A 13,292-nucleotide genomic window follows, 5' to 3' on the forward strand; every position below is an offset into this window, starting at 1 on the left:
GGCCTCACCCCGGCATGGTTCCGACCATCGCAGCCCCGCGGGAGGGGGTGGCGGTCATCCCCAGCGCGATACCCGAAGGAGTGAACAACAACCGGAAGTTGACCTTCAACTCGGCGCGGTCGCCCACACTTCCGCCGTCTCGCGGGCGGTTTGGCGAAGCGGCCGGGCTCCTGGAAGGATGCCCCACCCGCATCCGGATCCCGGGCATCACACACCGGATCTCCACGAACCGGCCACGGATCGGGAGGGATCAGGTGTTCGAACGAGGGCTCGGGCAGACTGGACCCATGCGCATCGAGGCCGCCACAGAACCCGGCTCCACCGGCCGCCCCAACGAGGACTTCGTGTCGTTCGCGCTGCCCGCTTCCGGATTGGGCGGCGTCATGGTGGTGCTGGACGGCGTGACCCCGCATCCGGACGGCACGGGCTGCGAGCACGGGGTGCCCTGGTACGTGGCCGGGCTGGGCGGCGCCCTGCTCGAACTGTCCACTTCGGCACGGAATATGACTCTGCGTGAGTGCCTGGCGGCGGCGATCGAGCGCACCGCGCGACGACACGCCGAAAGGTGTGACCTTTCTCATAAGTACACGCCGCAGGCAACCGTTGTGGCCGTCCGGTGGGACGACGAGACGGTCGAGCATCTCGTGCTGTCGGACTCGGTGCTGCTGGTCGAGGACGTCACCGGCCAGGTCACCGCGGTCGTGGACGACCGGCTCGACCGGCTGCCCGAGCCGGTCGGCACGCTGCGCGCGGCGGTACGGGCGCTGCCGCGCGGCTCGGCGGAGCGCGCCGCCGCCGCGGCCGAGTGGGGCCGGGCGGTCGAGGCGCTGCGCAACGCGGAGGGCGGCTTCTTCACGGCGGCGGCGGACCCGGCGGTCGCCGAGCGCGCCGTCACCGGCGCCCGGCCGCGCGCGTCGGTACGGGCCCTGGCCGGGCTCACCGACGGCGCCACCCGCCTGGTGGACGTCTTCGCCCGCGCCGACTGGCCCGGCGCGATGGCCGTACTGCGCAAGGCGGGACCCCGCGAACTGATCGAGCGCGTACGGCGGGAGGAGGCGGCCGACCCCGAGGGCGCCCGCTTCCCGCGCGGCAAACGCTCGGACGACGCGACAGCGGGCCTGGTCGAGTTCTGAGCCGGAGCGCCCGGCAACGGGGCACCCGGGAAGGGTGCCCACGAAAGGGGGCGCGGGGAACTGCGCGCTCGGCCGACGCCGTCCGGTGCTTCGCGGACAGCCGTGGGCCCCACGGCGGGTGACTGCCTTCCGGTCCGCCGTGGCCGGTCGCGCAGTTCCCCGCGCCCCTTCAGGGCGAGGCGGTCAGCCGTTCGCCAGCGCCTGGAGCCGGTCGTAGGCGCCGTTGAAGTAGTCCTGGTCGCCGGGGAAGGTCCCGGAGTCCGCGTACTGCCAGAAGGTGTAGTAGCCCCACCCGGCGGGCAGGGTGCCCGCGCTGGAGGAGTAACGGGCCACGAACAGCGGGTCGTTGCCGGCGAACGCGGAGCTGTTGCCGGTGCAGGTCGTCCACCAGTCGGTCGTCGTGTAGATGGTGGCCCACCGCGAGGTCCTGGCGTGCACCTCGTTGACGAACGCCGAGATCCAGCCGACCATGCCGCTCTGGCTCAGCCCGTAGCACTCGGCGCCGTACGGGTTGTACTCGATGTCCAGCATCGGCGGCAGCGTCTTGCCGTCGCCGGACCAGCCGCCGCCGTGGCTGACGAAGTAGTCCGCCTGCGCGGCGCCGCCGGAGGTGTCGGGCGTCGCGAAGTGGTAGGCGCCGCGGATCATCCCGACGTCGTAGGAGCCGTCGTACTGCTGGGTGAAGTCCGGATTGGTGTACGTGGTCGACTCGGTGGCCTTGACGTAGGCGAACCGGGCGCCGTTGTTCCAGGCGGTCGTCCAGTCCACGCTGCCCTGGTACGCGCTGACGTCCATGCCGGAGGTCAGCGTGGCGTCCGGCGTGACCGTGCCGCCGTGCGAACCACCGCCCTCGTGCGAGGGGATGGTCGAACCGGCCCAGTCGAGCTGCGGGTGGGTGACGTGGTCGCGGCTCGTGGTGACCGAGGCCGGCGAGGCACCGGCGCCGTTCGTCGCGGCCGACGCGGCGGCGGGGAGGGCGAGCAGCAGGGCGAACAGGGAGAGCAGCGCGCCGGTGACCGTGGTGACGCGCGCGGCGCCCCGGGGTCTGCGGCGGGGGTGCCGGGGGCTGCGTCCGGCGTCGTTCATGAGTGCCTCCAAGGGCAAGGGGGGTTGTTCCTTGGTGTGGCCATGACATTTTGGAAGGTACGCGCGTAGAACGCGGGGGTGGAAGGGGGTCCGGCCACTGCCGATGGTCTAATCCTGCGAAATACTGGGAGAGCTGCGGCAATGGCGGGCGCTGGAAGAAAATTTCAGCCGCGGGAAAGGGCACTGACGTGCGGAAGGCCGGAGACGAGCAGGACGGGCGGGGCGCGCGGCGGAGTGGTGTGGACCACGAAGGCCCCTCCGGGCGGGACGCGGTGGCCCCTTCCGGGCGGGACGCCGGGGCCCCTTCCGGGCGGGACGCCGGGGCCCCTTCCGGGCGGGACGCTGACGCGGCCGGCCGGGACGAGGGCGCCGCACGACCGGGCGGGGACGCCAGCGCGGGCGGGCCGGCCGGGCCGGAGGCGGGCGGGCCCGACGGGCCGGAGGCGGGCGGGCCCGACGGGCCGGAGGCGGGCGGGCCCGACGGGCCGGAGGCGGGCGGGCCCGACGGGCCGGAGGCGGGCGGGCCCGACGGGCCGGAGGCGGGCGGGCTCGCCCGGCCGGAAGGAGACGCGCCCGCGGGGCGCGGGCGGAGCGCGCCCTGTGGCGCGGAGGAACACGCCCCGTCCGGGCGGGAGATGGAGGGGCTGGAGCGTGAGCTGACCGTGCTGTTCCGGCGGGCTCGGGCCTCCTCCGGGGAGATGGCCCGCGCGGTCCACCCCGAACTGGAGCCCGCCGCCTACGGGTTGCTGGTCCGGCTGGAGGAGATCGGCGCCGAGCGGGCGACGGATCTCGCGGCGTACTTCCGGGTCGGCAAGGCGACGATGAGCCGCCAGTTGCGCGCCCTGGAGGAACTCGGCCTGATCAGCCGCGCGCCCGACCCGGCCGACGGCAGGGCGTTCCTGGTCCGGCTGACGCCCGAAGGCCTCACCCGCTTCACCGCCGTCCGCGACGCCCGCCGCGAGCGCTACCGCAGCAGGCTCAGCCGGTGGGAGCGCACCGACGTGACGGACCTGGCGCGGCTGCTGGGCCGCCTCAACGCGTGGATGGCGGAGGACGAGGGCTAGGGGGACGCCATGCCGCTGACGGACCCGGGCGCTCCGGGGGTGGTCACCGCCAGGTCAGTACTGGCGTTTGCGTTCGTCGTCCCACGCGACGATGGCGGCCTGGGCCTGATCGAGATCGGAGGCCTGGCCGAGGCGTACGCTCTCGCCACGGTTGTCCCGCGCGTAGGTCCCCCATCCGGCGAAGCCGACGGCCCAACCGATCGCCATCATCCCGTCGTGGTAGCCGGGATGCCAGAGGAAGATCGTCTCTTCTCCGTACTCGACTTCTCTGGTCGTGCGGTACCCGGCCCGGGTCAGTGCCTTCTGCATCCTCCGCGACGGCTCTGTCACAACGCCCCCTGAACAGACGAGAGATCTCAGGATAGGCGCCCGGCGCGCGGCGCAGAAGGCTGTCGCACCGCCCGGCCCCGCCCGCGCGAGAGCGCCCGCCGCACCCTTCGTCCGGGGTGCGGCGGGCGCCCTTCGCCCTGGGGGAATGGCGCCCCGTCAGGCGGCGGCCACCGCCGTGCGGTCGTGCTCGCGGGCGGGCTCCAGGGCCAGCCGCAGGACCTCGCGCACGTCGGAGACCGCGTGCACGTCCAGCGTCTGGAGGACCTCGGCCGGGACGTCGTCCAGGTCCGGCTCGTTGCGCTTGGGGATGATCACCGTGGTGACCCCGGCCCGGTGCGCCGCCAGCAGCTTCTGCTTGACACCGCCGATGGGCAGCACCCGGCCGGTCAGCGACACCTCACCGGTCATCGCCACGTCGTCGCGCACCCGGCGCCCCGACAGCAGCGACGCCAGCGCGGTCGTCATCGTCACGCCCGCGCTCGGGCCGTCCTTGGGCACCGCGCCCGCGGGGACGTGCAGGTGGATGCCGCGCTCCTTCAAGTCGCCCACCGGCAGCTCCAGTTCGGCGCCGCGCGAGCGCAGGAAGGACAGCGCGATCCGCGCCGACTCCTTCATCACGTCGCCCAGTTGGCCGGTCAGGGTCAGGCCGGTGCCACCGGTCTCGGGGTCGGCGAGCGACGCCTCGACGAACAGCACGTCGCCGCCCGCGCCGGTCACCGCGAGGCCGGTCGCGACCCCGGGCAGGGCGGTGCGCCGCTCCTTCGGGTCCTGCGCCGACTCGGGCACGTGGTGCGGCCTGCCGATCAGGTCGCGCAGGTCGTCCGGGCCGACGGTGACCGGCAGTTCGGCCTCGCCCAGCTCCTGGCGCGCCGCGATCTTGCGCAGGGTGCGGGCGATCGCGCGCTCCAGGTTCCGTACGCCCGCCTCACGGGTGTACTCGCCGGCGAGCCTGCGCAGGCTCTCGTCGTCCACCGCGACCTCGTCCGCCGCCAGACCCGCGCGCTCCAACTGCCGCGGCAGCAGGTGGTCGCGGGCGATGGCGACCTTCTCGTCCTCGGTGTAGCCGTCGAGCCGGACCAGTTCCATACGGTCGAGCAGCGGCTGCGGGATGGTCTCCAGGACGTTGGCGGTCGCCAGGAACACCACGTCGGACAGGTCGAGTTCGACCTCCAGGTAGTGGTCGCGGAAGGTGTGGTTCTGCGCGGGGTCGAGGACTTCGAGCAGCGCCGCGGCCGGGTCGCCGCGGTAGTCGGAGCCCACCTTGTCGATCTCGTCCAGCAGGACCACCGGGTTCATCGACCCGGCCTCCTTGATCGCGCGCACGATCCGGCCGGGCAGCGCGCCCACGTACGTCCTGCGGTGACCGCGGATCTCCGCCTCGTCACGAACGCCGCCGAGGGCGACGCGCACGAACTCGCGGCCCATCGCGCGGGCCACCGACTCGCCCAGCGAGGTCTTGCCGACCCCGGGCGGCCCGACCAGCGCCAGCACGGCCCCGGCGCGACGACCTTGAACCGCGCCCAGCCCCTTGTCGGCGCGGCGCTTGCGCACGGCCAGGTACTCGACGATGCGTTCCTTCACGTCGTCGAGCCCCGCGTGGTCGGCGTCCAGCACGGCGCGGGCGCCCGCGATGTCGTAGGCGTCCTCGGTCGTGGTGTTCCACGGCAGTTCCAGGACGGTGTCCAGCCAGGTGCGGATCCAGCCGCCCTCGGGGGAGGCGTCGGAGGACCGCTCCAGCTTGTCGACCTCCTTCAGGGCGGCCTCGCGGACCTTCTCCGGCAGGTCGGCGGCCTCGACGCGGGCGCGGTAGTCCTCGGACTCGTTGCCCGGGTCGCCGTTCAGCTCGGCCAGCTCCTTGCGGACGGCCTCCATCTGCTGGCGGAGCAGGAACTCGCGCTGCTGCTTGTCCATGCCCTCCTGGACGTCCTTGCGGATCGACTCGGCGACGTCCTGCTCGGCGAGGTGGTCGCGCAGCCAGCCGATGGCCAGCCGCAGCCGGGCCACCGGGTCGACGGTCTCCAGCAGCCGCACCCGCTGCTCGCCGGTGAGGAACGGGGAGTAGCCGGAGTTGTCGGCGAGCTGCGAGACGTCGTCGATGGCCTGGACGCGGTCCACGACCTGCCAGGCGCCGCGCTTGCGCAGCCAGGCGGTGGCGAGCGCCTTGTACTCCTTGACCAGTTCGGCGACGGTGCCGGGCGCCTCGGTGGGCTCCGGCTCGGTCAGCTCGGTGCCCTCCACCCACAGGGCCGCGCCCGGGCCCGTGGTGCCGGCGCCGATGCGGACCCGGCCCAGGCCGCGGATGACCGCGCCGGGGTCGCCGTCCGCGAGGCGGCCGACCTGCTCGACGGCACCGAGGGTGCCCACGGCCGCGTACTGGCCGTCGACCCGGGGCACCAGCAGCACCCTGGGCTTGCGCGAGCCCGCGCCGGAGCGGATGCCGGGAACACGCGACGCCTCGGCGCGGTTGCTCTCGGCAGCCTGCGCGGCCTCGACCGCGGCGCGGACCTCGCTGTCGGACAGGTCGAGCGGTACGACCATGCCGGGCAGCACGACCTCGTCGTCGAGCGGTAGTACGGGAAGGGTCAGCACCTCGCCCGCGACCGGGCCGCCGGTTCCCTGCGCATCTGAAGCCATGATCTCTCCCTAGGCAATGAAGTTGAGCTATGCCGACTCAATGCTTCTGATGCCCCTGATGTTCCCCAAGCGGTGTTCGCTGTGAGCGATCAGCCGGTGGCGGTCGGCTCACCGGGGCCGCGCGGCTAGCCTGAGGCGCATGCCTGACGTGATCGAACCGGCGGCCGAGACCGTCGAGCGGCGCGAAGGACCCTACGGCGAGGTGGTGCTGCGCAGGCGCGGCGGGCACTTCGAGATCATCGCCAACGGCTGCTTCCTGATGGACACCTCCGACGGACGCTCCGAGCGCCTGCTGATCCGCGCCGCGCTCGACGCGCTGACGGGCGGCGCGGCGACGGACCCCGCGCAGACGGACCCCGCGTCGACGGGCCCCACGTCGGCGGGTGGCGACCGCCCGGAACCGGTCGGCGGTCCCTCCGTTCTGATCGGCGGCCTCGGGGTCGGCTTCTCGCTGGCCGAGGCCGCCGCAGAGCCGCGCTGGGGGCGGATCACCGTCGTGGAACGCGAGCGGGCCGTCGTGGACTGGCATCGCGACGGCCCCCTCGCGCCGTTCTCCGCCGGGGCGCTGGACGATCCGCGGGTCGACGTCGTCGAACGCGACCTGCTCGACCACCTGCGCGGCGCGCACGGCGCCCACGACGCGCTCTGCCTGGACATCGACAACGGGCCCGACTGGACGGTCACCGAGTCCAACGACTCCCTCTACTCCCCGGGCGGTCTCGCCGGGTGCCTGCGGGCGCTGGCGCCGGAGGGCGTGCTGGCGGTCTGGTCGGCCCGGCCGTCGACGCGCTTCGAGGACGCGTTGCGCGCCGCGGGATTCGCAGAGGTCCAGACCATCCCCGTGCCGGTTGCCCGGGGTGTCCCGGATGCGGTGCATCTGGCCCGGCGCCCGTCAGGGCCGACGTAGCCGCAGGCCGGGCCCGCCCTTTACGCTGCATGCCAAGCAGCGCGACCACGTAGGGGCGGGCCCGATGGACAACACACAGACGACTACCGCGAACGGCGGATCCGGCACCCCACCGCCGGCCACCCAGCGGCGGGTCCTCGTCGTCGAGGACGACCCGACGATCGCCGACGCGATCGCGGCCCGCCTGCGCGCCGAGGGCTTCTCGGTGCACACCGCGGGCGACGGCCCGGCCGCCGTGGACACCGCCCACGCCTGGCAGCCCGACCTGCTGGTGCTCGACATCATGCTGCCCGGCTACGACGGCCTGGAGGTCTGCCGCCGGGTGCAGGCGCTGCGGCCGGTGCCGGTGCTGATGCTCACCGCGCGGGACGACGAGACCGACATGCTGGTCGGGCTCGGGGTCGGCGCGGACGACTACATGACCAAGCCGTTCTCCATGCGGGAGCTGGCGGCCCGGGTGCACGTGCTGCTCAGACGGGTGGAGCGGGCCACGGTCGCGGCCCGCAGCCCGCGCGGCGGCACCCTCCAGCTGGGCGATCTGTCCATCGACCACGCCCAGCGCCGGGTGCGGGTGCGCGGCGACGACGTGCACCTGACGCCGACCGAGTTCGACCTGCTGGCCTGCCTGGCGCAGACCCCGCGCGCCGTGCTCTCCCGTGAGCAGCTGCTGGCCGAGGTGTGGGACTGGGCCGACGCCTCCGGCACCCGTACCGTCGACAGCCACATCAAGGCCCTGCGCCGCAAGATCGGCGCCGAGCGCATCCGCACCGTGCACGGTGTGGGCTACGCGCTGGAGACCCCCGCCCCGTAGGGGCGGCGAAAGGCGGTGCGCCGGATGGCGCGCACTTCCCGTGACGACTCCCGTGACGACGAGGACCGGCCGGGGCTGTGGCACCGGGCCTGGGAGGGGCTGCGCCCGGTCGACCCGTTCCGGTCGATCAAGGCGGCGCTCGGGCTGCTGGTGATCAGCTCGGTCTTCCTGACGACCCTGCTGGTGCTCGTGGCCATCCGATCGCAGACCGAGCTGCGGGTCATCACGATCTTCTCGATCATCACCTCGATGCTGCTGATGCAGTTCGTCTCCAGCGGCCTGACCTCGCCGCTGCGCGAGATGACGGCGGTGGCCCGGGCGATGGCGCAGGGCGACTACAGCCGCCGGGTGCGCACCGGGCGCCGCGACGAGCTGGGCGAGCTGGCCATCACGTTCAACAGCATGGCCGCCGACCTGGAGAGCGCCGACCGCCACCGCAAGGAGCTGGTCGCCAACGTCTCGCACGAGCTGCGCACGCCCATCTCGGGCCTGCGCGCCCTGCTGGAGAACGTGGTGGACGGCGTCAGCGAGGCGGACCCGGAGACGATGCGCACCGCGCTGAAGCAGACCGAGCGGCTCGGCCGCCTCGTGGCCGACCTGCTGGACCTGTCGCGTCTCGACAGCGGCGTGGTGCCACTCAACGCCCGGCACTTCGAGGTCTGGCCGTTCCTTTCCGGGGTGCTGAAGGCGGCGAGCATCAAGCCGGGCGTGGCGATGGCCTCGCCGTCGCACTCCCGCTCGCGCGGCGACGTCCACCTGCACCTGGACGTCCACCCGCTGGACCTGACCGGGTACGCGGACGCCGAGCGGCTGCACCAGGTGGTCTCCAACCTGGTGGACAACGCGGTCAAGCACAGCCCGCCCAGCGGCCGGGTGACGGTGAAGGCCCGCCGGGGCGCGGATCCGCAGAGCCTGGAGCTGGAGGTGCTGGACGAGGGCCCGGGCATCCCGCAGGCGCACTGGTCGAAGGTCTTCGAGCGCTTCAGCCGGGGCAGCGTCAAGGCTCCGCACGGCTCGGGCAGCGACGGCGGCACGGGCCTGGGCCTGGCCATCGCCCGCTGGGCGGTGGAGCTGCACGGTGGCCGGATCCGCGTGGCCGAATCCACACGGGGCTGCCGCATCCAGCTCACCCTTCCGGGAAAGAGCACGTCAGCCAGTTGACGTAGGCTCTCGAAAGGTCTTCGAACGGGAGATTCGACCGGAAACCGGGATCCGGCAGGCAGACGCCGCATCCACGCCTGGGTGACCGCTACGGCGGCGCGCAGGCGCCCAAAAGGATGCCGATTTCCCGCCAAAGACCGCCGCCAAACCCGCCCGAGAGTGTGACGTACGCGACGACGGCCCCTCGTAACCTGCGCCGACCCTCCCGGTAGGCGTAGCCTTTATTTCCGCTGTCCACCACCTTGTGAAGCGGAAGAGGGCGGTTGCCGCCGTGTCGTCACAGTCCCCCAACACCTCGAGTGTCTCGACCGACCCCGACGGACAGGGCGCGAGCCCCGTCGCCGGTTTCGGAGCGAACGAGTGGCTCGTCGATGAGATCTACCAGCAGTACCTCCAGGATCCGAACTCGGTAGACCGGGCCTGGTGGGACTTCTTCGCCGACTACAAGCCGGGGGCTGACAACAGCGCCGCGACCGCCGCGCAGCCCGCGCAGACGGCCGCCGCCCCGGCCGCCGCGCCGAAGGCCCCGGTGTCCGCGACCGCCCCGGCTCCGTCTGCCCCCGCACAGCAGACGGCGCAGCCCGCGGCCCCCGCCCCGGCCAAGCCCGCCGCGACGCAGGCTGCTCCGGCGCAGGCCGCTCCCGCGCAGCCCGCCCCGGCCAAGCCCGCCCCCGTGCCGGCTCCCGCGGCCCCCGCGCCCGCCGCTGCCAAGCCCGCGGCCGCCAAGCCCGCCGCCGAGCAGCCCACCGGCGCGGCGGAGTCCGGCCCGGAATACGTGACGCTGCGCGGTCCCGCCGCCGCGGTCGCCAAGAACATGAACGCCAGCCTTGAGCTGCCGACCGCGACCAGCGTCCGGGCGATCCCGGTGAAGCTGCTGTTCGACAACCGCATCGTCATCAACAACCACCTCAAGCGCGCCCGGGGCGGGAAGGTCTCCTTCACCCACCTCATCGGCTACGCGATGGTGCAGGCGCTCAAGACGATGCCGTCGATGAACCACTCCTTCACGGAGAAGGACGGCAAGCCCACCCTGGTCAAGCCCGAGCACGTCAACCTCGGTCTCGCCATCGACCTGGTCAAGCCCAACGGCGACCGCCAGCTGGTCGTCGCGGCGATCAAGAAGGCCGAGACGCTGAACTTCTTCGAGTTCTGGCAGGCCTACGAGGACATCGTGCGCCGCGCCCGCGTCGGCAAGCTGACGATGGACGACTTCACCGGTGTCACCGCGTCGCTGACCAACCCCGGCGGCATCGGCACCGTGCACTCCGTGCCGCGGCTGATGCCCGGCCAGGGCCTGATCATCGGCGTCGGCTCGATGGACTACCCGGCGGAGTTCCAGGGCACCTCCCAGGACACCCTGAACAAGCTGGGCGTCTCCAAGGTGATGACGCTCACCAGCACCTACGACCACCGGGTCATCCAGGGCGCCGCCTCCGGCGAGTTCCTGCGCATCATGCACCAGCTGCTGCTGGGCGAGGGCGACTTCTACGACCACGTCTTCGAGTCGCTGCGCATCCCCTACGAGCCGGTCCGCTGGCGCCAGGACATCGACGCCGGTCACGACGACGACGTCACCAAGGCCGCCCGGGTCTTCGAGCTGATCCACTCCTACCGGGTCCGCGGCCACGTGATGGCCGACACCGACCCGCTGGAGTACCGCCAGCGCAAGCACCCCGACCTGGACGTCACCGAGCACGGCCTGACCCTGTGGGACCTGGAGCGCGAGTTCGCCGTCGGCGGCTTCGCGGGCAAGTCCCTGATGAAGCTGCGCGACATCCTCGGCGTGCTGCGCGACTCGTACTGCCGCACCGTCGGCATCGAGTACATGCACATCCAGGACCCCAAGCAGCGCAAGTGGATCCAGGACCGCGTCGAGCGCCCGCACACCAAGCCGGAGCGCGACGAGCAGCTGCGGATCCTGCGCCGCCTGAACGCCGCCGAGGCGTTCGAGACGTTCCTGCAGACCAAGTACGTCGGCCAGAAGCGCTTCTCGCTGGAGGGCGGCGAGTCCGTCATCCCGCTGCTGGACGCGGTCATCGACTCCGCGGCCGAGTCGCGCCTCGACGAGGTCGTCATCGGCATGGCGCACCGCGGCCGCCTCAACGTGCTGGCCAACATCGTCGGCAAGTCGTACGCGCAGATCTTCCGCGAGTTCGAGGGCAACCTCGACCCGAAGTCGATGCACGGCTCCGGCGACGTGAAGTACCACCTGGGCGCCGCCGGCACCTTCACCGGCCTGGACGGCGAGCAGATCAACGTCTCGCTGGCGGCCAACCCCTCGCACCTGGAGACCGTCGACCCGGTCGTCGAGGGCATCTCGCGGGCCAAGCAGGACATCATCGGCAAGGCCGGCACGGACTTCACCGTGCTGCCTCTCCAGCTGCACGGCGACGCGGCCTTCGCGGGCCAGGGCGTGGTGGCCGAGACCCTCAACATGTCGCAGCTGCGCGGCTACCGCACCGGTGGCACCGTGCACATCGTCATCAACAACCAGGTCGGCTTCACCGCCGCCCCGGCCGCCTCCCGCTCGTCGATGTACTGCACCGACGTGGCCCGCATGATCGAGGCGCCGATCTTCCACGTCAACGGTGACGACCCGGAGGCCGTGGTCCGCGTCGCGCGGCTGGCCTTCGAGTTCCGCCAGGCGTTCAACAAGGACGTCGTGATCGACCTGGTCTGCTACCGGCGCCGGGGTCACAACGAGGCCGACAACCCCTCGTTCACCCAGCCGCTGATGTACGACCTGATCGACAAGAAGCGCTCGGTGCGCAAGCTCTACACCGAGTCGCTGATCGGCCGCGGCGACATCACCCTGGAAGAGGCCGAGCAGGCCCTGCAGGACTACCAGGGCCAGCTGGAGAAGGTCTTCACGGAGGTCCGTGAGGCCACCCAGGCCACCCCGGCCGAGGCGCCGGAGCCGCAGACGCTGCCGGACTTCCCCGTCCACGTGGACACCGCGATCTCCCAGGAGGTCGTCAAGCGGATCGCCGAGTCGCAGGTCAACCTGCCCGACCGGGTCACCGTCCACCCCCGGCTGCTGCCGCAGCTCCAGCGCCGCGCCGCCTCCGTCGAGGACGGCACGATCGACTGGGCGACCGGCGAGACGCTGGCGTTCGGCTCGCTGCTGATGGAGGGCACCCCGGTGCGCCTGGCGGGCCAGGACTCCCGCCGCGGCACCTTCGGCCAGCGGCACGCGGTGCTGGTCGACCGGGTCACCGGCGAGGACTACACCCCGCTGCTGTACCTGTCGGACGAGCAGGCCCGGTTCAACGTCTACGACTCGCTGCTGAGCGAGTACGCGGCGATGGGCTTCGAGTACGGCTACTCGCTGGCCCGGCCCGAGGCGCTGGTGCTGTGGGAGGCGCAGTTCGGTGACTTCGTCAACGGCGCGCAGAGCGTCGTCGACGAGTACGTCTCGGCGTCCGAGCAGAAGTGGGGCCAGACCTCCGGCGTCACGCTGCTGCTGCCGCACGGCTACGAGGGCCAGGGCCCGGACCACTCCTCGGCCCGCCCGGAGCGTTTCCTCACGCTGTGCGCGCAGAACAACATGACGATCGCGATGCCGACGCTGCCGTCGAACTACTTCCACCTGCTGCGCTGGCAGGTCCACAACCCGCACCACAAGCCGTTGATCGTCTTCACCCCGAAGTCGATGCTGCGGCTGAAGGCGGCGACCTCGAAGGTGGAGGAGTTCACCTCCGGCGGCTTCCGCCCGGTCATCGGCGACGACACGGTCAACGCGGACGACGTGCGCAAGGTGGTGTTCTGCTCCGGCAAGGTCTACTACGACCTGAAGGCGGAGCGGGAGGCCCGCAAGGCGGACGACGTGGCGCTGATCCGCATCGAGCGGCTCTACCCGCTGCCCGGCGCGGAGATCCAGGCCGCGCTGGCGCCGTTCACCAAGGCGCAGAAGTTCGTGTGGGCCCAGGAGGAGCCGGCGAACCAGGGTGCCTGGCCGTTCATCGCGCTCAACCTGATCGACCACCTCGACCTGGTGCTCGGCGCGGCGCCGGACAACGCGGACCGGCTGCGCCGGGTGTCGCGCCCGTCCTCCTCGTCGCCCGCGGTGGGCTCGGCCAAGCGCCACCAGCAGGAGCAGCAGCAGCTGGTGCGTGAGGTCTTCGAGATCTGACGCGTGATGTGGTGAAGGAGGGGCGGGGCCGTCG

General features: G+C 72.4%; 9 protein-coding genes. 6 read left to right on the top strand and 3 right to left on the bottom strand.

Annotated elements, in window-relative coordinates; translation table 11 throughout:
* Window positions 1–287: 287 nt before the first annotated feature.
* On the top strand, window positions 288–1,133 hold the full coding sequence (locus K7472_RS25500; RefSeq protein WP_222980901.1) for a protein phosphatase 2C domain-containing protein: 846 nt from the start codon (window positions 288–290) through the stop codon (window positions 1,131–1,133).
* A gap of 183 nt (window positions 1,134–1,316) precedes the next feature.
* Here K7472_RS25500 and K7472_RS25505 read toward each other — a convergent pair whose 3' ends face one another.
* Window positions 1,317–2,219 (bottom strand): GH25 family lysozyme, encoded by a 903-nt coding sequence (locus K7472_RS25505; RefSeq protein WP_222980902.1) that lies wholly within the window; start codon window positions 2,217–2,219, stop codon window positions 1,317–1,319.
* Between the two features lie 635 nt (window positions 2,220–2,854).
* On the opposite strand from K7472_RS25505, the gene K7472_RS25510 reads away from it, so the two are divergent.
* Entirely contained in the window at window positions 2,855–3,283 is a 429-nt protein-coding gene (locus K7472_RS25510; RefSeq protein ID WP_222980984.1) for a MarR family winged helix-turn-helix transcriptional regulator, read from the top strand.
* A gap of 54 nt (window positions 3,284–3,337) precedes the next feature.
* On the opposite strand, the gene K7472_RS25515 is transcribed toward K7472_RS25510, so the two are convergent.
* Together K7472_RS25515 and lon are read right to left on the bottom strand one after the other, a co-directional pair.
* Window positions 3,338–3,613 (bottom strand): hypothetical protein, encoded by a 276-nt coding sequence (locus K7472_RS25515; protein ID WP_222980903.1) that lies wholly within the window; start codon window positions 3,611–3,613, stop codon window positions 3,338–3,340.
* 156 nt (window positions 3,614–3,769) lie between these two features.
* Entirely contained in the window at window positions 3,770–6,247 is a 2,478-nt protein-coding gene (gene lon, locus K7472_RS25520) for an endopeptidase La (protein WP_222980904.1), read from the bottom strand.
* 139 nt (window positions 6,248–6,386) lie between these two features.
* On the opposite strand from lon, the gene K7472_RS25525 reads away from it, so the two are divergent.
* The 4 genes from K7472_RS25525 to K7472_RS25540 all read left to right on the top strand — a co-directional run bounded on the left by K7472_RS25525 (window position 6,387) and on the right by K7472_RS25540 (window position 13,258).
* Entirely contained in the window at window positions 6,387–7,154 is a 768-nt protein-coding gene (locus tag K7472_RS25525; protein ID WP_222980905.1) for a spermidine synthase family protein, read from the top strand.
* A 64-nt stretch (window positions 7,155–7,218) separates the two neighbouring features.
* On the top strand, window positions 7,219–7,965 hold the full coding sequence (locus tag K7472_RS25530; RefSeq protein WP_222980906.1) for a response regulator transcription factor: 747 nt from the start codon (window positions 7,219–7,221) through the stop codon (window positions 7,963–7,965).
* A 24-nt stretch (window positions 7,966–7,989) separates the two neighbouring features.
* Complete coding sequence (locus K7472_RS25535) at window positions 7,990–9,126, top strand: sensor histidine kinase (RefSeq protein ID WP_222980907.1); 1,137 nt, start codon at window positions 7,990–7,992, stop codon at window positions 9,124–9,126.
* A gap of 271 nt (window positions 9,127–9,397) precedes the next feature.
* Window positions 9,398–13,258 (top strand): multifunctional oxoglutarate decarboxylase/oxoglutarate dehydrogenase thiamine pyrophosphate-binding subunit/dihydrolipoyllysine-residue succinyltransferase subunit, encoded by a 3,861-nt coding sequence (locus K7472_RS25540; protein WP_222980908.1) that lies wholly within the window; start codon window positions 9,398–9,400, stop codon window positions 13,256–13,258.
* Window positions 13,259–13,292 lie beyond the last annotated feature (34 nt).

Origin of the sequence: Streptantibioticus parmotrematis (assembly GCF_019890615.1) — a bacterium.
Taxonomy (GTDB): Bacteria; Actinomycetota; Actinomycetes; order Streptomycetales; family Streptomycetaceae; genus Streptantibioticus_D; species Streptantibioticus_D parmotrematis.